16 protein-coding genes are annotated in these 21,262 nt (G+C 63.7%); 8 read left to right on the plus strand and 8 right to left on the minus strand.

Annotation, left to right across the window (positions count from 1 at the left end; all coding sequences use genetic code 11):
* Window positions 1–316: 316 nt before the first annotated feature.
* Window positions 317–976 (minus strand): c-type cytochrome, encoded by a 660-nt coding sequence (locus XH88_RS10625; RefSeq protein WP_271615312.1) that lies wholly within the window; start codon window positions 974–976, stop codon window positions 317–319.
* A gap of 316 nt (window positions 977–1,292) precedes the next feature.
* Here XH88_RS10625 and XH88_RS10630 point away from each other — a divergent pair, with 316 nt between their 5' ends.
* The 5 genes from XH88_RS10630 to XH88_RS10650 all read left to right on the plus strand — a co-directional run bounded on the left by XH88_RS10630 (window position 1,293) and on the right by XH88_RS10650 (window position 6,527).
* A complete protein-coding gene (locus tag XH88_RS10630; protein WP_271615313.1) occupies window positions 1,293–2,849 on the plus strand; it encodes a cytochrome C in 1,557 nt (518 codons plus the stop codon).
* 25 nt (window positions 2,850–2,874) lie between these two features.
* The gene (locus XH88_RS10635; protein ID WP_271615314.1) at window positions 2,875–3,648 is read left to right on the plus strand and encodes an outer membrane protein; all 774 of its coding nucleotides are present in this window, start codon (window positions 2,875–2,877) and stop codon (window positions 3,646–3,648) included.
* A 198-nt stretch (window positions 3,649–3,846) separates the two neighbouring features.
* A complete protein-coding gene (locus XH88_RS10640) occupies window positions 3,847–4,311 on the plus strand; it encodes a c-type cytochrome (protein WP_271615315.1) in 465 nt (154 codons plus the stop codon).
* Window positions 4,312–4,330: 19 nt separating this feature from the next.
* On the plus strand, window positions 4,331–4,963 hold the full coding sequence (locus tag XH88_RS10645) for a c-type cytochrome (RefSeq protein ID WP_271615316.1): 633 nt from the start codon (window positions 4,331–4,333) through the stop codon (window positions 4,961–4,963).
* Window positions 4,964–5,144: 181 nt separating this feature from the next.
* A complete protein-coding gene (locus tag XH88_RS10650; RefSeq protein ID WP_271615317.1) occupies window positions 5,145–6,527 on the plus strand; it encodes a hypothetical protein in 1,383 nt (460 codons plus the stop codon).
* A 419-nt stretch (window positions 6,528–6,946) separates the two neighbouring features.
* Here XH88_RS10650 and XH88_RS10655 read toward each other — a convergent pair whose 3' ends face one another.
* Genes XH88_RS10655 through XH88_RS10665 form a run of 3 tightly spaced genes read right to left on the minus strand, consistent with a single transcriptional unit; the run spans window position 6,947 to window position 10,404 of the window.
* Window positions 6,947–7,531 carry a DUF1254 domain-containing protein gene (locus tag XH88_RS10655; RefSeq protein WP_271615318.1) on the minus strand — a complete coding sequence of 195 codons (585 nt, stop codon included), beginning with the start codon at window positions 7,529–7,531 and terminating at the stop codon, window positions 6,947–6,949.
* The gene (locus XH88_RS10660) at window positions 7,528–8,106 is read right to left on the minus strand and encodes a DUF1214 domain-containing protein (protein ID WP_271615319.1); all 579 of its coding nucleotides are present in this window, start codon (window positions 8,104–8,106) and stop codon (window positions 7,528–7,530) included. Before XH88_RS10660 ends, XH88_RS10655 begins: the two co-directional genes overlap by 4 nt.
* A 9-nt stretch (window positions 8,107–8,115) precedes the next feature.
* Window positions 8,116–10,404, minus strand: a complete 2,289-nt coding sequence (locus XH88_RS10665; RefSeq protein WP_271615320.1) for a transglycosylase domain-containing protein — start codon at window positions 10,402–10,404, stop codon at window positions 8,116–8,118.
* Between the two features lie 293 nt (window positions 10,405–10,697).
* Here XH88_RS10665 and XH88_RS10670 point away from each other — a divergent pair, with 293 nt between their 5' ends.
* Window positions 10,698–11,213, plus strand: a complete 516-nt coding sequence (locus XH88_RS10670) for a YcgN family cysteine cluster protein (protein WP_271615321.1) — start codon at window positions 10,698–10,700, stop codon at window positions 11,211–11,213.
* Between the two features lie 172 nt (window positions 11,214–11,385).
* The gene (locus XH88_RS10675; protein WP_271615322.1) at window positions 11,386–12,975 is read left to right on the plus strand and encodes an MDR family MFS transporter; all 1,590 of its coding nucleotides are present in this window, start codon (window positions 11,386–11,388) and stop codon (window positions 12,973–12,975) included.
* A 3-nt stretch (window positions 12,976–12,978) separates the two neighbouring features.
* On the opposite strand, the gene XH88_RS10680 is transcribed toward XH88_RS10675, so the two are convergent.
* The 3 genes from XH88_RS10680 to XH88_RS10690 all read right to left on the minus strand — a co-directional run bounded on the left by XH88_RS10680 (window position 12,979) and on the right by XH88_RS10690 (window position 17,233).
* Entirely contained in the window at window positions 12,979–14,928 is a 1,950-nt protein-coding gene (locus XH88_RS10680; protein WP_271615323.1) for a GAF domain-containing sensor histidine kinase, read from the minus strand.
* Window positions 14,929–15,024: 96 nt separating this feature from the next.
* Window positions 15,025–16,659, minus strand: a complete 1,635-nt coding sequence (locus XH88_RS10685; RefSeq protein ID WP_271615324.1) for a thiamine pyrophosphate-requiring protein — start codon at window positions 16,657–16,659, stop codon at window positions 15,025–15,027.
* 130 nt (window positions 16,660–16,789) lie between these two features.
* Window positions 16,790–17,233, minus strand: a complete 444-nt coding sequence (locus XH88_RS10690; RefSeq protein ID WP_271615325.1) for a hypothetical protein — start codon at window positions 17,231–17,233, stop codon at window positions 16,790–16,792.
* A gap of 236 nt (window positions 17,234–17,469) precedes the next feature.
* Between XH88_RS10690 and XH88_RS10695 the strand changes: the two genes are divergently transcribed.
* Window positions 17,470–19,998: a cation-translocating P-type ATPase gene (locus XH88_RS10695; protein WP_271615326.1), complete on the plus strand. Its 2,529-nt coding sequence runs from the start codon at window positions 17,470–17,472 to the stop codon at window positions 19,996–19,998.
* A gap of 850 nt (window positions 19,999–20,848) precedes the next feature.
* Here the strand turns inward: XH88_RS10695 and XH88_RS10700 are convergent.
* On the minus strand, window positions 20,849–21,151 hold the full coding sequence (locus tag XH88_RS10700; protein WP_271615327.1) for a hypothetical protein: 303 nt from the start codon (window positions 21,149–21,151) through the stop codon (window positions 20,849–20,851).
* Between the last annotated feature and the right edge of the window lie 111 nt (window positions 21,152–21,262).

The following is a 21,262-nucleotide window of genomic DNA, read 5'->3' on the forward strand; positions in this document are numbered from 1 at the left end:
CCGAATCAGAGACCTTATGGACTCACGATAATCGACGCGCCGGAAGCCATCCCTCCATCACTTTCGATTCAACTCAGTCGCCGGATGCTCTAGAATTCACGAAGTGAGGGCGATGAGGATTGAGTGCTGCGGGGAGGGCAGTTGCTGCAGCTCTTCAGAATATCTCCTGCTCGGCGTTGCGAGTGCAGCGAAGCACCCAAAATCGTCCTACATAAAGGTCGCTTCGGGAGCACTCCTGAGTTCTTGGAATAGCAGCGCGCGGTCAGCTTAGGGTCCAAAAACGGACCTCAAGCGCGAGTTCCGCAATCGCGTTGAGCTAGTCCAATTGGCTGACGTAAGCTGCCACTGCCCTGATCTGGACTTCCGTGAGGTCATGGGCAATCGGCTGCATGATCGTCGAACTGTCAGGGTTTGCTTTGTCTTGCCCTCGCTCCTTGTCCCAGTTCGTCAACTTCCTGATCACGTAGTCATTGAGCTGTCCCGCGAGGCGGGGGAACTGGCCATCTCCCTTGGCCTCGGGCCCGTGGCAGGACGCGCAGGGCGGCACGTTAGCACTGGCAATACCGTCCTCGTAGATCTTCTTGCCTTCGATAAGGTTCGCTTTCGTCGCACTGCCGAGTGGCTTTGGATCGAGGTTCTTGAATTCCGAGGTCAACGCGACCAGCATCGCGGGGGTGAGCACATGCGCGACGTTGAACATCACCGGGTTGTTACGGCGGTGTTCGATGAACGCCTTTAATTGGTTTTCGATATATTCGGGTTGCTGGCCCGCCAATCGCGGCATCGGATACGATCCGCGAAAACCTTGGCCGTCGATGCCGTGGCAAGTTTTGCAATAGTCGGTCTTCGCCTTGAGCTCCTGCGCCGACACATGTGCAGTCTCGTCGTGTGCAGCTTTGTCTTGGGCGAGCGCAAACGTCGACACCGACGCGACGACGACAATGACCGCGGTCCGCATTGACGATTGCAGAATCATGACCGTCCCCGCTTTCACCCGCGCAAGCTACGCGGAGCGGCAAGCTTCGGTCCAGACGATTCTCGTCGAGCTTCGGTAGTCCCTCGCGAAAAATCACGAGGCGGTAATTTAATGCCGCGCTCGACGGTAGGTTGTTGCCTCATGCAATCGCTTCCTATTCGCGCTTGCATTTAACGTTGCGAAAATATCTCGGAGGATTTGAAAACGGATCGCGCGACGTGAATCTCACTTGGCGAAACGTTCGCGTGCTGCCCTACTTCGAAATGAAAGCGGTTTGCAATATCCCAAGTTAATGCAGCGCGACGGGACAGGCGCGATGTGGGACTATCGCTACAGTGTTATTGCGAGGAATGGCAGGCGGCTTATCGCCGCACTAACCTTGGTGGTGATCTCGGCTGCTTCTGTGACGATCGGCCTGACCGTGCCGGCGCAAGCGTTGCCCAGCTTCGCGCGTCAGACAGGACAGCCGTGCGGAACCTGCCATACCGACTTTCCTGCACTCACGCCCTACGGACGCCGGTTCAAGCTGCTCGGCTATACCGCCGGTGGCGGCCAGTTCAAGACGACACCGTTCTCATCGGAAGGTGGGCGCGCGGCTCGCGCCGAACTGGACAAGCTGCGCGGTTACGTCAAGGCGTTGCCCCAGGAGTCTCAGGCCGAGGCCGACCGCAAGGAGTGGGTGCCGCCGATCTCGTTCATGGCGGTCGAAGGGTTCACGCATACCCAGGGACCGACCATTCCGGAGCCGTCAGATCCGTTCAAGACAAACGACAATTTCGTCGCCTCGCCGGTCAGTGTGTTCTGGGGCGGCGCAATAACGGATAATATCGGCGCGTTTGCTCAATATACGTATGCCGGCGCGACACCACTGTCGTCGTTTTCGGGCACTCCGGCGGATCAGTTCATCCACAGCTGGGGCTGGGACAATACCGACGTTCGCTATGCCAATACCGCGAGCGCCGGTCTATTCGATCTCGTCTACGGCATCACGGCCAACAACAATCCATCCGTTCAGGACTTGTGGAATACCACACCGGCCTGGGGTTTCCCCTACGCATCGTCGACGCTGGCGGCCGGCCCTCCCGGCACGATGCTGGAAGGGACCTTTGCGGCGCATGTCGGCGGCGTCGGTCTCTACACGATGATCAATGACCTGCTTTACCTCGAAATCACCGGATACAAGTCGATCGGCTTCCACGCGCTGAATGCGCTCGGAGCGAATCCGTTCGATACTCCGGGGCAGCTCGGGAACGTGGCACCCTATTGGCGCGCGGCGATCGAGCCGCATTGGGGCCGGCATTCGCTGATGGTCGGCACGTTCGGGATGCTCTTCGACGTGCATCCGTGGTTCGACACGACGTTCGCCTCGGGATCGACCGCGGTGCTGCCGGTATCGGACAAATTCACCGACCTCGGCTTCGACGCGCAATATCAGTATCAGGGCGACAATTATTGGTTGACCTTGCGTGGCAGCTACATCCGCGAGTTCCAGCGCCTGGATGCGAGCTTCGCCGCCCTTGCCGTCGCGTCCAATCCGACCAATCAGCTCAACAGCATGAAGCTGCAGGCCTCGCTGGCGCTGGGTGCCGACAATCGCGTTGTTCTAACCGGGCAGTATTTCAACGTCTGGGGTACATCCGACGCCGGTCTTTTCGGCACCGACCCGCTCACCGGCATGGCATTGACCCCCGACACCAACGGCTGGACGGCCGAGATCGCCTACATCCCGTTTGGCGCCGGCAAGATGATCGGCTGGCCGTGGTTCAACGCGCGTATCGGCCTGCAATACACCTATTACAACAAGTTCAACGGCACCACTGTCGGCGCTCACGACAACAACACCCTGTTCCTGCACGCCTGGGTCGCCATGTAGGCCGACCGCATAAGGAGATCGTCAGATGAAAAAGCTGCTTGCCGCGCATCTCGCAGCCTTCGCAGTGACCCTGGCGGGACCGGCGGCTGCCGCCGATCTGGCTGTCAAAGCTCCGGTCCCGGTCGCGCCCTTCAACTGGACGGGCTGCTATATCGGCGTCCATGTGGGTGCGGGGTTCGCCAAGAAAGACATCACGGATCCCGTGCAACTCGTGCAGGATTCCTTCCTTGGTCCAGGCTCTACCGTTGGCGCAACCACCGTAAGCGCGTCACCGAGTGGTGCCGTCATCGGGGGGCAAGGCGGCTGTGATTATCAGTTTGCTTCCTCTTCGATCGTTGTCGGCATCCAGGGCGATGTCGCCGGCTTGACCCTGAGGAACAACAAGACTGTTGCTCTCCCCCTCGGCAATCCCGGCGAGACTGCGATCGTGGATGCCAAGACCGAATTTCTGACCAGTGTGACCGGTCGCATCGGTTACGCCTTCGACGACGTCATGCTCTACGCCAAGGCCGGCGCCGCGATGGCCGGCGACAAATACGAAGTCAGCGGCACGTTCACTGGTCTGCCCTTCGATTTCAGGGGGCTGGAGGATCGCTGGGGCTGGACGGCCGGTGCGGGCGTCGACTGGGCCTTCACACGTCATTGGTCCGCCAATCTCGAATATGACTATTACGGATTCGGCACCCGGACCTCGACCTTTGCCGATCAAGACAACGCCTTCCTGGGTCTGGTCAATGTCAGGCAGTCGATCCAGGTCGTGAAGGTCGGGGTGAACTTCCACATGTGGGCGGGTCAGTAGATGCGCGCGCCTTCCGGACCAGGGCGCTCATCATCGCGGCGCGCGAATAGCCCGCGTGCGGTCCTGTACGCCTTAGTGCTGACCGTGGCTTGCTCAGTGACGTCTCACGCGCAGGACAGGGGCGGCTTCGAAGCGAAGATCGAATATTGCAAGACCTGCCACGGCTTGTCGGCGCAAGGCTATCGCGGATGGTTTCCCATGCCACGACTTGCGGGACAGCAGCCGCAATATCTCGAGAACCAGCTTCGCGCCTTCATCGAGCGCCGACGCACCAATCCGGTGATGGCGAATGTCGCTCACGTGCTGAGCCCGGCGATGATCGCCTCGCTTGCGGCACACCTAAGGTCTCTCGATCCGAAGCCGATCGGCGGCGCGCCACGAGCGTCGTTGGGCCTCGGCAAGCGCATCTACGAGGAAGGCCTTCCCGAATCCAACGTGCCGGCCTGCGCCGCCTGCCACGGCAGCGAGGGCAAGGGTCAAAATGAAATTCCGCGACTTGCCGGCCAACTCTACGAGTACACGGTCGGGCAGCTCACCGGTTGGGCGAAGGTGCGCGGCCAGGGATCGGCGGTCGATACCTCCGCGATCATGGCGCCGACCGCGCATAATCTGACGCGATCACAGGTCGAAGCGGTGGCTGCCTATGTGAGCTATCTGCAATGAGAGGTGTGGCCGACATGCGATGCGGGTCAGCCAGATTGCGCGGGGGTGGGATGTCATGAAGCGCATCGGGTTCAGGATCGTGCTGCTGGCGATGGTGGCCTGCATCGGCCCGGCCATGGCATGGGACGGCGCCAATGTCCGCAACTGCACCTGGTGCCACGGGACATCGGCGCAGGGATACATGGTCGCGCCGCGACTGGCCGGGCAGCGGCCAACCTATCTTGAAGGCCAGATGCGCAGCTTCCGCGACCACACGCGGGACAATCCGTTCTCGAAGCAGTACATGTGGGGAGCGGTGGCGGCGCTCGATCCCAGCGCCGCGCGTGATCTCGCGGCGTATTTCGCCGCCATCCCTCCCAGGCCCGCGAACGATGGCGATGCCAATCTGATCGCGAAGGGTAAGGCGATTTACATGGAGGGCATCCCAGAGGCCAATGTCGCATCGTGCTACGCCTGCCACGGCCCGAACGCCGAAGGCATACGGGAAATTCCGCGCGTTGGCGGCCTTGCCTATTTCTACGTCAAGGCTCGCCTCGAACAGTGGGGAGAGGGCTATCATTCAGGCATAGGCACGCCGATGCCGGTTGTTGCCCGCTCCTTGGGACCGGCTGAGATTGAAGCGTTGGCTTCTTATCTCAGCTTTGTGAAGTAGTTACCGCTCTCAGCGTACTTCGCGCGAAGCTGCCGAATGAAAATTGAATCTAAATTGATCTCGATCAAGGCGTTGTCGTCTGGATTGTAGTCATAAACTGATAGTTTTCTACATGGTCGATCGCTAAGCACCGGCTTCGCGATCAAGAGCGATCCGCGAGGTCCAGGTTCGATGCGCATCGATGCGCAGAGACAAGGGAGATCTCGTCATGATCAGCACGCGTGCCCCCCCCAAAACAGGCAGTCTCCTCGGTACATTTGTTTGCCGTTCGCCGTTTGCATCGAGCGGACGCTCTCGGGTCATCTGGCTGGCGGCCTTCGCAGCTGTAGCACCGGCTTTGGCTGCAGCTCAAACCGAATCACCAGCGCCACCACCATACTCACAACAGGGTGAAAAGCTGGTCGGCAGTCTCGTGGTTGGACCGGCCGAGCAAGGTTGGTCCGTCGCGCTATCTGCTGATGGCAACACCGCAATCGTCGGAGGACTCGTCGACAACAAGCTCAACGGAGCGGCGTGGATCTATACGCGCAATCGTGACGTCTGGACCCAGCAAGGCCATAAGCTGGTTGGCAGCGGTGTGGCGGGACAATCTGGACAAGGCATATCTGTCGCGCTGTCCGCTGATGGCCAGACCGCCGTGGTGGGCGGCCCATACGACAACAGAACAACGGGGGCCGTGTGGATCTACATGCGCGCTGAGGGCGACTGGACTCAAGTGGGCAGTAAACTGGTCGGCACCGGGGCGATCGGACGCTCCGCTCAGGGATCCGCGGTTGCGCTATCTGCCGACGGCAACACCGCAATTGTTGGAGGGCCTTATGACAATGGGAGCGTCGGCGCGACATGGATCTATGTTCGCGGCCGCGATGCGTGGACCCAGCAGGGCAACAAGCTGATCGGCACAGGTGCAGTTGGATCTGCCAGACAGGGCGTGTCGGTAGCGTTGTCAGCCGATGGCAATACCGCGATCGTTGGCGGCGTTGCGGATAACCATCTCGTCGGAGCGGCGTGGGTCTATACCCGCCGCGGCGGCGTATGGAGCCAACAGGGCACCAAGCTGGTCGGCACAGGAGCTCTCGGAAATGCCGCACAAGGTGTCTCCGTCGCACTCTCGGCCGATGGCAACACCGCCATCGTCGGTGGGGTGGCCGATAACAACGATGCGGGAGCCGCATGGATCTACGCGCGCAACAACGGCGTGTGGACGCAGCAAGGCGCCAAGCTTGTTGCCAGCGATGCGATTGGAAAGGCTGCGCAAGGCCACTCCGTCGCGCTATCGGCGGACGGCAATACTGCGTTCGTGAGCGGGCCTCACGAGAACGATGGTACCGGCGCGGCCTGGATCTATGCCCGCAGCGGGACCGGATGGATTCAACAAGGCACCAAGCTGGTCGGTACTGGTGCAACTGGGAGCGCAAGACAAGGGTCCTCGGTCGCACTCTCCGCAGATGGCAACACCGCCATCATGGGCGGGATTGCCGATAACAGGCTCACTGGCGCGGCTTGGGTTCATGTTCGTCGCGGCGGCGCTTGGAGCGAACCAGCCGCACATCTCGGATATTAGATCTACCGGTTGGCAGCGCCTCCACGGAGGTGCTGCCGCTTTGCTTGTCAATATTCTGGTCCGACATGCTGTCCAACCAACCTGCAAGAGTCCCCGGACCGCAATCGATAAAGATGCCATACGCGCGGCTTCCGGATTGTCGGATGGACGACGGTTGGTGATGGCACTCTTTGCTCGGACACGAAAAACCCGCGACGGATGGCTCCGCGCGGGTTCCTAAGAATTTTCGATGATACCATTCTGCCAGTGTTTTGCCCGACGAGTCAAAGCGGAAAAATGGGGCTGGCAGGGGATGCGTCGACCCTGCAAGCGCCCGCTTTGGCGCGAGGTCGAAATTGCCAATCGCGTCAACACCTCCGCTACTGTGCATGGGGTTGTTTTCGCGGGCTTGGCTTTGAGGCCATCTCAACGCCCGTGCGTCAGCGCCGGCCGCGCGGCGCCTCGGCCTTGGCCGGTCCTTCGGTCTGCGGCGCACAGGTCGCGGCGGCGAGCGAGCCTTGCGCCTGCGGCATCAGGCCGGGCTCGGCGGCGAGCGCCTTCATCAGGATCAGGCCGGTCGTGCTGGGGGAATCGATGATCAGGCGGTCGGCCGCGGTGATCTCTTCGTCCTCGGGCAGGGCGTCGTGCTGCGCTTCCGTCATCAGGTCGAGCTCGATCACCTTCTTGCCGGCCGAGCGGTCGTTGATGGCGTAATAGGCGATCTCGTTGCGGGTGTAGAACGACACCGACGTATAGGCCTGGCTGACCGGTACGGTGAGCTTGATCGGGCCGCCCGTGAGGTCATAGCGGCAGATCGCGAGCGCGAAGGCCGGGTCCATGAAAGGCATCGGCGACGTGTTGGGATCGGCCAGAGGCAGCGGCGTCACGGCGTTGAGCTTGGTCATCGGGGTCAGCCGCGAATAGGCGTCTTGCGTTGCAATGCGCGGCAGGGCCAGCACGCTGACGAGATGGACCACGAGGCCCAGCGCCACGCCGGCAAGGATGGTGAATGCCAGGCGGATCATGAGCAGCCTGCCGTCGCGATGGTGGGCATCGGCGCATCGCGCTGGGTGCGCGTCGCAACCCCGACCGGCGTATCGTAGAGGCGGAACATCAGCGTATAGCGCTCGATGCCGCCGGTCGGCAGCCAGTTGCCGGCGCGCGAGCGCGCGGCGATGTGGATCTCGAACGAGCCGTCGGAGGCGCGCACGATCTCCTGGCTGGTGAAGCCGTAGCGCTGCAGCGAGTTGGCGACGAGATGGCCCTTGCGGTCGTACAGCGTCAGTGTCCAGAACCGCGCCGGCGGCGTCACGCCTGACACCACGACGTCGCAGCGGCCGTCGAGCGCCCTCTTCTTGTCGTCCGTCGTTGCGGTGAAGGCGACGCCGTCACCGGTGCCGATCGGCAACTCGCCGTTGCGTACGATGGTGGCGCGCGAATAGGGGTCGACGTCGGCGGTGCCGGTGCGCGGTCGCGCGGTCCACGCGCCGATGGTGAGCGTGCCGATCTCGGTGCCGCGCGTCGTCGTCATCCAGGTGGCGCCGACGCCGACCACGGTCGCGAGCAGGAGGGCCGTCAATGTGATCAGGATCAGCCGCACGGGTCTCGATCAGTTCTTGCGCGGGGCGGATGTGTTCGCATTCTCTTCCGCATAGTTCTGCGGGAAGGCGAGCGCGCTCGTCGACGATGCGGGCTTGACCGGCGCGCTGTCGTCGGAAGCCGATTTGTTCGCAGCTCTGCCAGCCTCGTCGAGCAGCTTCTCGACGCGGACCAGGATGTCGGCGCCGCGCTTGGTCAGCACCGGCGGCGGGCCGGGCTTGGTCTCCAGCACCTTCGGCGCCGCATTGGCCTGGGCGTTGGCGATCTGCTCGCGCGGCAGTTTCTGACCCATGCCGACGCCGGGAATCTCCCTGATCTCGACGCCCTGATGCGCGGCGGCCATGATGTCGTGCCAGGTCTGAGCCGGCAGCGAGCCGCCGGTCATGCGGTTGGTCGGCGAGTAGTCGTCATTGCCGTACCAGACCGCGCAAGTGAAATTGCCGGTGTAGCCGACGAACCAGGCGTCGCGATACGCATTCGTCGTGCCGGTCTTGCCCGCGGTCGGAATGCCGTCCAGCGCCGCGCGCCGCGCGGTGCCCTCGCTGACGACGTGGCTCATCATGCCGGCCATGTCGGCGGCGATATTCGGCGGAATCGCCTGCCTCGGCTTCGGGCCGTCGCGGTCCCAGCGCCAGACCAGGTCACCTGCGCCGGTGCGCACTTCGAGGATTGCGTGCGGCGTCACGGCCTTGCCGCGGTTCGGGAAGGTCGCATACGCCACGGCATGCTCGAGCACGGTGACTTCGTCGGAGCCGATCGGCAGCGACGGTGTGTCGGGCAGGGGGGCCTTGATGCCGAAGCGGCGGGCGACCTCGACGATCTTGGCGCGGCCGATCTTGGCCGGGTTCGGCGCCTTCGGCTGCTCCTTCTGGCCGATCGCGATCGACAGCTTGACCGGCACGACGTTGATCGAGCGCGTGATCGCCTGCGTCAGCGTCACGGAACCGGAATAAGAGTGGCCATAATTCTGCGGACACCAATTGCCGATGCAGACCGGGCCGTCGACCACGATCGAGTTCGGCGTGAAGCCGTTCAGCAGCGCGGTCGTGTAGACGTAAGGCTTGAACGACGAGCCGGGCTGGCGATAGGCGTCTGTGGCGCGGTTGAACTGGCTCGCGCCGTAATCGCGTCCGCCGACCATGGCGCGGATGCCGCCGTCGAGATCGGCGACGACAGTTGCGGCCTGCGTCGCGTGATAGTCGCGGCCGAACTGGCGCAGCTGGTTCTCGATCGCGTCTTCGGCAGCCTTCTGCACGTTGGTGTCGATCGCGAGGCGAACGACGAAGACGCGCTCGGTGTAGGATTTCGGGAAGGTGTCGACGAGCTTGCGCATCTCGTCGAAGGCGTAATCGAGATAGTAATTCGGCGATGCCTCGTCGCGGCGATCGACCGCGAAGGCGGGGTTGCGGCGGGCGCCGAACACCTGGCCCTCGGTCATGAAGCCGGCGTCGACGAGGTTGTCGAGCACGACGTTGGCGCGGGCGCGCGCGGCAGGCAGGTTGATGTGCGGGGCGTATTTCGTCGGCGCCTTGAACAGGCCGGCAAGCATCGCGGCCTCGGCGAGGTTGACGTCGCGCGCCGACTTGTTGAAGTAGAAATGCGCTGCGCCGTCGACGCCGAAGGTGCCGCCGCCCATGTAGGCGCGGTCGAGATAGAGCTTCAGGATCTCGTTCTTGGTCAGGCGCCATTCCAGCCAGACCGCGAGGAACGCCTCGTTGATCTTGCGCTCGATGGTGCGCTCGTTGCTCAGGAACAGGTTCTTGGCGAGCTGCTGGGTGATCGAGGAGCCGCCCTGGCGCACGCCGCCGGCCTGGGCGTTGGTGACGAGCGCGCGTGCGGTGCCGGCGATGTCGATGCCGAAATGGTCGTAGAAGCGGCGGTCCTCGGTCGCGAGCGTCGCCTTGATCAGGACGTCAGGAAAATCTTCCAGCGGGATCGAGTCGTTATGCTTGATGCCGCGGCTGCCGATCGGGTTGCCATAGCGGTCGAGGAACGTCACCGCGAGGTCGGACTTCTTCAGCCAGTCCTCGTCCGCGGTCTCGCGGAAGGCGGGGATGGCGAGGATCAGCATCAGCACCATGCCGCCAAGACCGATGGTCGCGGCTTCCGACAGCGGCTCGATGAATACCCAGCGCTTCCACCGCCCGACATAGAAACGGTCCATGAAGGTCGAGTAGCGCTCGTGGAGCTCGCGGATGCCCTTGGCCGAGGAGAACAGCGAGGAGTCGATGCGCGCATCGAGGTCCAGGAAGAAGTTCCTGACGCGTGTCTTCCAGTTGGATGGCGTGTTCTGGACCACCTAGAACCCTTGAGGCTCGGTTCGAAAGCGTTCAAGCACCCGGCCGGGGCGGCATCGAGACGTCTTGCGGGATTGTTGCGGCAAACCCAAGGCGCCCGTTTCGCGCACCAAAGGGGACTTGCTGTTCTTCTAGCCGAGCAGGGCCTATAAACCAATGGTCAGGCTCGCAATTTTGAACAACAGGCCTAATTGAACCCCGGTTCATTACGGGCCTTTTGGGCGCATTGCTTGCAGCTTTGCGGCCGCACCCCCTAGATGGGCAACCCGCAGCTCTTTGGATCAGTATCAGGCGCATGACCGCAGCTCGCAAACGACCTTCAGACCAGGATGGATTCTTCTGGAAAACCAAGAAGATGGAGGAAATGTCGACGGCCGAATGGGAGAGCCTGTGCGACGGCTGCGGCCGCTGCTGCCTGAGCAAGCTCGAAGATGAGGATACCGGCCAGATCTATTTCACCGATGTCAGCTGCAAGATGCTCGATTCCTGCACGGCCGGCTGCAAGGACTACTCGAATCGCTTCGACCACGTTCCGGACTGCGTTGTCATGACCCCCGAGAGCGTCCGCGCCCTGAAATGGCTGCCGCCGAGCTGCGGCTACAAGCTGGTCGCGGAAGGACGCGATCTCTATTGGTGGCATCCGCTGGTTTCCGGCGATCCCAATACCGTGCATGAGGCTGGCGTCTCCGTGCGGGGGCGGGTCGCGGGCACTGAAGACGAAATCCCGGACGACGAGCTCGAGAACAACCTCGTACAATGGCCGGGTCAGCTGCCGAAACGGGCACGCCTGAAGCGACGTCCCCAGGACTGATTCCGGACTAATCCGCCTGCCGTTTCAGATCACTTGTTCGGGATGACCGCAGTGCGGGATGCACCCATGCGCCACGGTGCCTGCCGGAGAAGAGCTTTGCTGTCTAGATTGGCCTCATAGAACGAATCCTTCGCGGCTTTGCGCCGCAACACGCTCGATCCGACAGCCCGAGATGAACCAGTTCACACGGCAGAGCAGCCAGCCTGCCGACATCCAGACATTGCCCGACGATCTCGCTGAGGAACTGGCCCGCCTTCCGGGGGAGGTCATGAGCGTCAGCGACGCGCCGCCGATTTCGCCGCCGGCGCCGCTGACCTCGGACGAGGTCCGTACCATCGTCATGAGCCTGATGCTGACGATGTTCCTGGCTGCCCTCGACCAGACCATCGTTGCCACCGCGCTGCCGACCATCGGCCGCCAGTTCCAGGACGTCTCGAACCTGTCCTGGGTCATCACCTCCTATCTGCTCGCCTCGACCGCCGTTGCGCCCGTATTCGGGACGCTGAGCGACATCTACGGCCGCAAGGCGATGCTCATCACCTCGCTCAGCCTGTTCATTGCCGGCTCGATCCAGTGCGCGATCGCGCCGAGCATGTCGATGCTGATCCTGGCGCGCGGCCTTCAGGGGCTCGGCGGCGGCGGCATCATGCCTGTCGTTCAGACCGTGATCTCCGACGTCGTCTCCCCGCGCGAGCGCGGCCAGTACCAGGCCTATTTCTCCAGCGTCTGGATGGTCGGCGGCATCCTTGGACCCGTCATTGGCGGCGTGTTCGCCGAGCATCTGCACTGGTCGATGATATTCTGGATCAACCTGCCGCTCGCCGCCGCGGCGCTCGCGCTGCTGCTGCCGAAGATGAAGAAGATCCCGGTGTTCCACCGCAAGCGCAAGGTCGACTGGCTCGGCGGCGTGCTGCTGATGGCCTCCGCCGTCGTCTTCATGCTGGTGCTGACCTGGGGTGGCACGCGCTATCCCTGGCTCTCGCCGACCGTGCTGTCGATGGTGGGCGGCGCCGTCGCGCTCGCGCTCACCTTCGTCTGGCACGCGCGCCGCACTGATGAGCCGTTCCTGCCGTTGCCGTTGCTCGGCGGATCGGTCGCGCCGTTCGCGCTGACCGCCGGCGGCTGCGGCCTCGGCGCCATCACCGGCCTCACCGTGCAGCTGCCGCTCTATTACGAACAGGTCTACCACCTCAGCGCCAGCGAGGCGGGACTTGCGTTGATTCCGCTTGCGGCGGTCTCGACCTGTGGTGCCGCGATCGCCGGACGCACCATGGCGCGTGCCAAGCATTACAAGCGGGTCGCGATCATCGGCACCTCGTGGGCCGCGATCTGCGGCCTCGGCCTCACGGTCACCACGTTGCCGCTGTGGGGCCTTTTGACGCTAATGGCCGCGTTCGCGCTCGGCCTCGGCACGACCTTCCCGGTCTGCGTGGTCTCGCTGCAGAATTCGGTGGCGCGTCCGCAGGTCGGCACCATCACCGGCGCCATGAACTTCTTCCGCGCGCTGATGTCCTCCTTCACGGTTGCTGCGTTCGCGGCGATCCTGCTGATCGCGCTCGGCGCCGACATTCCGCTGGCCGGCGAGCATCATGCCGCCGGCGGCATCCCCGTGATCCCCACTGAGGACATGCGGCATGCCTTCCGCTACGTCTTTGCGGCCGCGACCGCGCTGATGACCACCGCCTCGCTCTGCCTGATCATGATGGAGGAGCGCCCGCTGGCCGGTCCTTCCACGACGCGACCGGTCGAGATGGCGGAGTAGGGGCTAGCCGCCGCTTCCATCCGCAGAGCCGCTCTTTCGCGGCAGCAGAATCGTGAACTCCGTGAACTGGCCGGGCTCGGTCGCAACGTCGATCGTGCCCCCATGCTGCTTGACCACGATGTCGTGACTCATCGACAGCCCGAGCCCAGTGCCTTCGCCGGCCGGCTTGGTGGTGAAGAACGGATTGAACATCTTCGTCTTCACATCGTCCGGGATGCCGGTGCCGTTGTCGCGGATGCGGATCTCGATGGTGTCGCCGCGGTCGCGGGTCGTGGCGGTTACGGTCGGCTCGAAAGTACCGGCGTCGCTCTCAGCCTGGCGTTTTGCCGCCGCATAAAATCCGTTCGAGACGAGATTCAGGAGCACCCGCGTGATCTCCTGGGGGAACAGTTCGGCGCAGCCTGCCGCCGGATCGAACGCCCGTTTCAGCGTGACGTCGAACTGGGGCTGCTCGGCGCATGCGCCGTGATAGGCGAGGTTGAGGCTCTCCTCGACCAGGGCGTTGATGTCGCTCAACCGATACTCGCCGCCGCCCTCGCGGGAATGCAGCAGCATGTTCTTGACGATGGAATCGGCGCGCTTGCCGTGCTGTGCGATCTTCTGCAGATTGTCCTTCAGCATCCCCGTCAGTTCGTCGACCTCGCTGCGAACTTCGCCGGGGAGTGAAACCGGCGCAAGCACCTCGTTCAGTTCGTTCGCCAGCTCAGTCGACAGCGCGGCGAAATTGTTGACGAAGTTGAGCGGATTCTTGATCTCGTGTGCGATGCCGGCGGTGAGCTGGCCGAGCGAGGCCAGCTTCTCGGTCTGGATCAGCCGGTCCTGCGCCGCGCGCAACTCGTCGAGAGATTGGGCGAGCTCGATGGTGCGGGTCTGAACCTGGTTGAAGAGGCTGACGTTCTTGACCGCGATCACCGCCTGGTCGGCGAAGGTTTGCAGCAGCCGCACGTGGTGCTCGGCGAAGCTCCCTGCCGTGCGCCGCGTGGCGATGATGACGCCTTTGGCTTCGCCTTCGCTCATCAGCGGCGTGAACAGCATGCTGCGAAAGCCACGGGCCCGCGCGATGTCGCGTGCGGCCGGCTCGAGCTCGGTATCGGGCAGCTGCGCCGATTGACCACTGGCCGTGAGCTGGTAGGCCGGGAACTGCGCGAACGGCACCGGGAACGACGCCTGCAGCACACGGTCGCCCTCGGGGTCGCCCGGCGTGAAGGCAGCCAGATGCGCTTCGCCCTCGATATAGCGCAGCACCGCCGTGGAGAAACCGCCGATCAGCCGGTTGGCGTTGGTGGCGATGGCCTCGAACACCGGCTGCACGTCGGAGGGGGAAGCCGCCATCACTTTTAGAATGTCGGCGGTCGCGGTCTGGCGTTCCAGCGTCTCGCGCGTCTCGTTGAACAGCCGCGCGTTCTCGATGGCGATCACGGCCTGGTCGGCAAAAGTCTGCAGCAATTGCACGAGGTCGGGTGCGAACGCGCCGGGCTCGGCGCGCGTGACGCTGATCATGCCGACCGCCGCACCCCTCGTCATCAGCGGCATGAACAGCACGCTGCGGAAGCCGCGCAGCCGTGCGAGGTCGCGGTTCAGCTCGGGGACACCGGCGGCTTCGCTGTCGGGAAACTGAATCGTCTCGCCGCCGCGCACCAGCGCAAAAGTCGGGAAGTCCGCGATCTTGCGCGGGAACGAAGCCTTCAACCCTTCGTCCGCCTCCGGGCCGGTCGGCGTAAACGCGACGAGGTGCAGTTCGTCGCCGATGAACTGCAGCACGGTGGCGGAGAAGCCTCCAAGCAGACGCTTGGAACTTGACGCGATCGCCTCGAACACCGGCCGGGCATCTGAAGGCGACGCGGCAATGGTCCGCAAAATCTCGGCGGTGGCGTTTTGCCGATCGTGCAGCCGCTCGTTCTCGGCAACGGCCGCCCGCAATTGCTGTTCGCGTTGGTTCAAGGGGACGGTCATTCGCAATCCGGCTTGATGCCGCGGCATGCGCGGCACCGGCCCGGATTATCACATCTCCTGCGGCGGGAGCCAGCGCCCGCGGTCCAGCAGGCTGCCTCATGTGCCCGGCCGCGACACCTCCGTCTCCTTGCTGGTGATGAATTCGAGCAGCACCGGCACGCCTTCCCTTGTCTTCTGGATGCCGCGCTTGATCGCCGGGATGATGTCCTCCGGCCTGGTCACCCGCTCGCCATAGCCGCCGAAGGCGCGCGCCATCGCGGCGTAGTCGCCGGAGATGTCGGTCGAGCGATATTTCTCGGTCGAGATCGGCATTACCTTCAACTCGATCGCCATCGAGAAATTATTGAGCAGGATCGACATGATCGGGATGCGCTCGCGCACGGCGGTTTCGAAATCCATGCCCGTGAAGCCGATCGCTGCATCGCCCCAGACATTGATGCAGAGCTTGTCCGGTTTTGCCAGCTTGGCACCCATGGCAAGGCCAAGGCCGTAACCGAGCTGCGTCGTCTTGCCCCAGCCGAGATAGGAGAGGGGTGTGATTGCCTTCCAGAACGGCGAGAGCTGGTCGCGCGGGCTGCCGGCATCGTGGGTGATGACAGTGTTGTCGATGTCGACGGTATGCTGGAGATCCCACAGCACGCGATAGGGGTTGAGCGGCGCATCATTGCTGGTGAGCTTGGGCATCCATTTCGCCAGCCATTCCTCGTGCGAGGCCGCGATCTCGGCCGCCACCGCCGATGCATCGCGATCCGTGGTGACGCTCTTGTTGATCTCCTCCAGCAGTGCATCCAGCACGAGCCCGGCATCGCCGACGAGGCCGATCTTCGCCTCGACATCCTTGTTGAGGTGGTTGGGATCGAGCGTGGAGTGAATGATCGTCTTGCCTTTCGGCATCGCGATGCCGAAGCTCGTCTCGGTGAAGGAGCAGCCGATACCGAAGATGACATCGGCTTCGCCGAGGAATTGCGGCACCGCGCGCGGCACGGCGAGGCCGCCGGAGCCGAGCGAGAGCGGGTGCGTCTCGGGGAATGACGATTTGCCGCCCAAGCTGGTGGTGACAGGGATTGCCAGCCGTTCGGCAAGCCGCTTCAGCTGTGGCCACGCCTGCGCGTAATGCACGCCCTGGCCGGCATGGATCACCGGGCGTTTGGCGTTGACGAGCAGGCTAGCTGCCTCCTTCACATGCACGGGATCCGCGCCGTAGCGGGTGCGCAGCACCGGCGTGTAGCTCAGCGGTTCCGGCACCTCCTCGTTCCACATGTCGGCGGGGATTTCGACGATGACCGGCCCGCCGCGTCCGTTCTTCAGCTTGGTGAAGGCGCGGCGGAAGATGTTGGCGACCTCGGCCGCCAGGATGATCGGCTCGGACGATTTCGCAAACGGCTTCATTGCCTCGCTGGAATTGAAGTTCGGCTCGATATGCGCCAGCCGGCGCTGATAGCCCATCGGCAACACCAGCACCGGAACGGATTCGCCAAAGCACTGCGCGACGCCGCCCATCGCGTTCTCCGCGCCGGGTCCATGCTGCATGCAGAAGGCGCCGATCGTGCGCCCCGACGTCACCCGCGAGATCGCGTCGGCCATGTGCATGCCGACGCGCTCCTGCCGCACCATCACGGGCCGGATCTCGGCCTTTGCCGCATGCTCGATCAGATGATTGACGGGATAACCGCAGAGGATCTCGATCCCCTCGCGCCGCATGATTTCTGCAATGGCGGTGCCGAGCTTCATGGCGTCTCTCTCCCTGAGGCAGGCCGGTTGGTCCGGCCGATTGGGGAGAGAGGATCAGGAAATCGAGGGAGGGTAAAGCGGAGGTAGCACGCGCTGCGGTAGGTCAGCCATGCAGCGAGATACCAACCTCCTATTTGCAGTTCTTGCAGATCGTCAGCTTGCGCTTCAACGCTTCGTCTTCCTGATCGATCGATGACTGTGCGTCGAGGCCGTCCTTCTTGGAGCTCTTCGCTGCGCGTGATCTCACGGGCGGCGTCACCTGGCTGGGCGCGTCATTGTCCTCGGTGCCGGCGCTGAAGCCGTCGTAATCGGCCGCTGGGTTCGGCGATGCCGGAGGGCCGCCGATGACAGGTGGCGAAGGCTCTGGACCGGGCGCGGTTGGCGCGCGAGGATCGTTCGCCACCACGGCCGGCTCCCTCCTGGGCTTGGCGCTTCTGGCGCTCGCATGCGGCGGCGATGCCTTGGGCGGGGCGAGCGAGACCGGCGGGGCGGCCGAACTCTGAGCTCTGGCGCTTTCCTCGGACCATGCGCCGACGAACATCAGGCTGAGCGCAAACAGCGTCGCGCGTTTCATGGACATTCTTCACTGGCCTCGGTTTGGCGGTAGACGGCATCAAGCCGCGCCAGGAAGATATCAGCACTGACATGGCCGTCAAAGCCGGCGAAAATGGGCGTGAGCCGAGCGGGATGTCGCTTTGCCGCGTGGCACGTTTGACCCACGTCAAGCCGACAGCCGGCTGCGGCATGGCATGATAATTCCTAGTGATGAGATAACGCGCGCTCATCGTAGAACGGCTCTTGGGAACCTCCATGAAATCGACGGCGATGCAGGGGCTGACCGCTTCCGAAGTACAGGCGCGGCTGCAGGCCGAAGGCTTCAACGAGCTGCCTCGCACAAGCCGGCGGACGATCCTGCGCCTCATCGTCGAGGTGCTGCGCGAGCCCATGCTGCTGCTCTTGCTGGCGGGCGGCCTGATCTATTTCGTCCTGGGTGATGTCGGCGAGGCGCTGCTGCTTCTGGTGCTCGCAACGCTTTCTCTCGTCATCACAATCGTGCAGGAGGCCCGCACCGAGCGTGTGCTCGACTCCCTTCGCAATCTGACCAGCCCACGCGCGCTGGTGATCCGCGGCGGCGAGCGCATCCGTATTCCCGGTCGCGAGGTCGTTCGCGGCGACCTGATGATCCTCTCCGAGGGGGATCGCGTGGCCGCCGACGCTGTGGTGCTTCGATCCGTCGACCTCCTGCTGGATGAGTCCCTGCTGACGGGGGAATCGGTTCCGGTCAGAAAGCAGGCTCGCGCGGCACACGAAAAAGCCGTGGCGCCGCATGCCGGCGGCGAGGACCAGCCGTTCGTGTTCTCCGGCACGCTGGTGGTTCGCGGCAGCGGGATGGCCGAGGTGACCTCGACCGGCCTATCGAGCGAGATCGGCAAGATCGGACAGACGCTGCATTCGCTGGTAACGGAAGCGCCTCGCCTGCAACAGCAGACGACGCGGCTGGTGGCGACCCTCGCAATCGCAGGTGCCTTTGTGATCGCGTTGACCGTTCTGCTGTATGGGCTCTATCGCGGCGGCTGGCTCGAGGGCGTGCTCGCCGGCATCGCCCTCGGCATGTCGATGCTTCCGGAGGAATTCCCGGTCGTCCTCACCGTGTTCCTCGCCATGGGCGCCTGGCGCATCTCACAGGCGCGGGTGTTGACGCGGCGCGCTTCCGCCATTGAATCGCTGGGTGCCGCGACCGTGCTCTGCACCGACAAGACCGGCACGCTGACAGAAAATCGCATGACGGTCGCGCGCCTGATGCTGCCCGACGGCACGCAACATACGCCGGACGCCGCAAGCCCCATGAAGCCCGTGTTCAACTCGTTGATCGAAACGGGCGTGCTGGCCTGTGCCCGCGAGCCGTTCGATCCCATGGAGAGGGCGTTGCATGCGCTCGGCCCCGATGCTGGTGGCGAGTTGCGGCTGGTGCAGAGCTATGGCCTGCGTCCCGACCTCCTCGCCATGTCGAACGTATGGCGCGGCAGCGGCAATGATTGCGTCATCGCGGCAAAGGGGGCTCCCGAGACGATCGGCATGCTTTGCGGAATGAGCCCGGACGAACTGGCCGAATTGCGGGCGCGGGTTGATGCGCTCGCACGCGAAGGGCTCCGTGTGCTCGGTGTCGCGCGGGCGAATTGGGGGGAGACGAATTGTCCCGAGACGCAACGCGGTTTTCCCTTTCGCTTTTGCGGCCTGACCGGCTTTGCCGATCCGTTGCGGCCTGAAGTCGAGGACGCAATTGCCGAATGCCGCTCCGCAGGCATCCACGTGGTCATGATCACGGGCGACTATCCGGCGACTGCGTCGGCGATCGCGCTGCAGGCGGGCCTCGATCCCGAACGCGTCCTGACGGGAACGGATGTCGAAGGCATGGCCGATGCCGAACTCGCCCGCGCGGCGCGGGGACGGGCCGTCTTCGCGCGAATTGCGCCGGCCCAGAAACTGCGCATCGTCAACGCGCTCAAGGGGGCGGGCGAGATCGTCGCCATGACGGGCGACGGTGTCAACGATTCACCTTCGTTGAAGGCCGCCCATATCGGCATCGCCATGGGTGGTCGGGGTACCGACGTGGCGCGCGAGGCGTCCTCGATCGTCCTGCTCGACGACGATTTCGGTTCGATCGTGAAGGCGATCCGGCTCGGCCGCCGGATCTACGACAATCTGCGCAAGGCGATGAGCTTCATCCTCGCGGTCCACATCCCGATCGCCGGACTTGCGCTGTTGCCGCTGCTCACAGGGATGCCGCTGCTGTTCGGCCCGGTTCACATCGCCTTTCTCGAGATGATCATCGATCCCGTCTGCTCGCTGGTCTTCGAAGCGGAAACCGAGGAGAGCGATGTGATGCAGCGTCCGCCGCGTCCACCGGACGAGCCGTTACTGCCAAGAGCCCTGCTGGTCTGGTCTGCGCTGCAGGGCGGCCTGGCGCTGGTCCTGACCGGTGGCGTGATGGTGATGTCAAACCGATATGGCATGCCGGCGAACGAGGTGCGCGCGCTGACATTCTTTTCGCTCGTGCTGGTGATCGTGAGCCTGATCTTCGTCAACCGCTCGTTCTCGACGTCGCTGGTCGAAGCTTTCACCCGGCCGAACCGGACGCTGGCCATCATCGTCGCGTTCGTGACCTCAGTCCTTGCCCTGAGCCTGGTGTGGCCGGCCGCGGCGGATCTGTTCCGTTTCGGACCCCTGCATGCGGACGATCTCGCCGCTACGGCGGTGGTCGCGTTGATCTCCCTGGTGTTGCTGGAAGTGTCGAAATATCCGTTGCGTCGTCGCGTGCGGGCCTCAGGGGCGGCTTGAGACGGGTGGCCTGGCGCAACCCGGGCCGTTAAGTCCGTGGCGGCACACCGTTACGGCCACGATCTCTTGCGCTGCCCGACAGGCAAAACACGCCAGCGCTGGGTCAATCGCCGTTCGTCAAAAGATTCGTATTTACAGAAATTCTGTTTTGACGTAGAAGTCGAAACATCCCGCCCGCCACAAGGGCGTTTCGCGATCGTCACGAGACGGGGAAGGGATGCGGTGGCCGCGACGGCGTCGGCACGCGATGTTGGCTGCAGGGCGGTGATCCCGTGAGCGGCAGGCACGCGTGGTACGACACGGCGCTGACAGCGTCTTCGCAGGGCCTCGACGGTGAGCGCACGCCAGCCATCGGGGATGTCCACGAAGATGTGCGCGGACGGAGAAGTCGTGTGGTCCTGACGCCCGAGATCTGTGCGTCAAGTCATGCGGTGATGTGGCGGCCCGACCGGACCGCGCGCATCAGCCATCTGCATGGCGACGGGGGCAATAGTGTATCGCTCCCCGGGGAGAGCACGAAGGAAGCCGTTAAAACCAGCCGCGCAGGGAAGGCCGGGCTGTTCCGGCGTCACCTGTGATTCACCCGTGCGCGTTGAATCCGCACACGGGATTGCGGGTGCCAGCCGGCGCCCGGCCTTCCCTGCGCCCTTCGTTCAGAGAGGGCGACGCGACCAGGCAAAGCTCGGGCGAAGTCCGCCGCGAGAGCGCGAAAGCATGTCAGAAGATGAATGCGAGTTGCGATGCTGTCCGCCTCATGCGACGTCATTGCGAGCGTAGCAAGACGCAATTCATGCTGCCGCTTTCTCGAGAGGGGGGCGCGTTTTTCGGAGGCGACGTCGAAGAACAACGACTATGGGGGCAGGGTGGCCCTTCGGTCGTCCCGGCAGCGCCTGCGAAACAGGATGGCATCGTCGGCAAAGCTTGCCACGCAGTCGTGGCTCTTTGCAAAACCACGCAAACGCCCGAGAGCCGCATCATTCTCACCGAACAGCCGCTCGTAGTCGCCGCGCAACATGCGATGGATCGCGCCTTCACGGAGATTGGTCAGCTCTTGCTCAAGCTCGGGTAGCGTGAAATTTCGTCGCATCGGCCGGCCCATTGAAAATCGAAAGACTATATCGGGCAGGAGAAGCACCGGCTTGACCTGGGTCAAGGGAGCTCAGGAGGCCCCGCTGGGGGCCTGGTCTCGGACGCAGACATCGTCAGAGGTGGCTCGCAACCACGATCGAGGAGGAGTTCGTGGCTCAGAGCAACATCGAGCGCC

This window comes from Bradyrhizobium sp. CCBAU 51627 (assembly GCF_028128765.1).
In the GTDB taxonomy this organism is placed as follows: Bacteria; Pseudomonadota; Alphaproteobacteria; order Rhizobiales; family Xanthobacteraceae; genus Bradyrhizobium.

What these genes read in the sequence shown, in the direction of transcription:
- XH88_RS10670 (WP_271615321.1), top strand. Translation starts at nt 10,698, where the DNA reads ATGACCGCAGCTCGCAAACGACCTTCAGACCAGGATGGATTCTTCTGG.
- XH88_RS10650 (WP_271615317.1), top strand. Translation starts at nt 5,145, where the DNA reads ATGCGCAGAGACAAGGGAGATCTCGTCATGATCAGCACGCGTGCCCCC.
- XH88_RS10680 (WP_271615323.1), bottom strand. Translation starts at nt 14,928, where the DNA reads ATGACCGTCCCCTTGAACCAACGCGAACAGCAATTGCGGGCGGCCGTT.
- XH88_RS10635 (WP_271615314.1), top strand. Translation starts at nt 2,875, where the DNA reads ATGAAAAAGCTGCTTGCCGCGCATCTCGCAGCCTTCGCAGTGACCCTG.
- XH88_RS10695 (WP_271615326.1), top strand. Translation starts at nt 17,470, where the DNA reads ATGAAATCGACGGCGATGCAGGGGCTGACCGCTTCCGAAGTACAGGCG.
- XH88_RS10630 (WP_271615313.1), top strand. Translation starts at nt 1,293, where the DNA reads ATGTGGGACTATCGCTACAGTGTTATTGCGAGGAATGGCAGGCGGCTT.
- XH88_RS10655 (WP_271615318.1), bottom strand. Translation starts at nt 7,531, where the DNA reads ATGATCCGCCTGGCATTCACCATCCTTGCCGGCGTGGCGCTGGGCCTC.
- XH88_RS10640 (WP_271615315.1), top strand. Translation starts at nt 3,847, where the DNA reads ATGCCACGACTTGCGGGACAGCAGCCGCAATATCTCGAGAACCAGCTT.
- XH88_RS10685 (WP_271615324.1), bottom strand. Translation starts at nt 16,659, where the DNA reads ATGAAGCTCGGCACCGCCATTGCAGAAATCATGCGGCGCGAGGGGATC.
- XH88_RS10675 (WP_271615322.1), top strand. Translation starts at nt 11,386, where the DNA reads ATGAACCAGTTCACACGGCAGAGCAGCCAGCCTGCCGACATCCAGACA.
- XH88_RS10645 (WP_271615316.1), top strand. Translation starts at nt 4,331, where the DNA reads ATGCGGGTCAGCCAGATTGCGCGGGGGTGGGATGTCATGAAGCGCATC.
- XH88_RS10625 (WP_271615312.1), bottom strand. Translation starts at nt 976, where the DNA reads ATGATTCTGCAATCGTCAATGCGGACCGCGGTCATTGTCGTCGTCGCG.
- XH88_RS10690 (WP_271615325.1), bottom strand. Translation starts at nt 17,233, where the DNA reads ATGAAACGCGCGACGCTGTTTGCGCTCAGCCTGATGTTCGTCGGCGCA.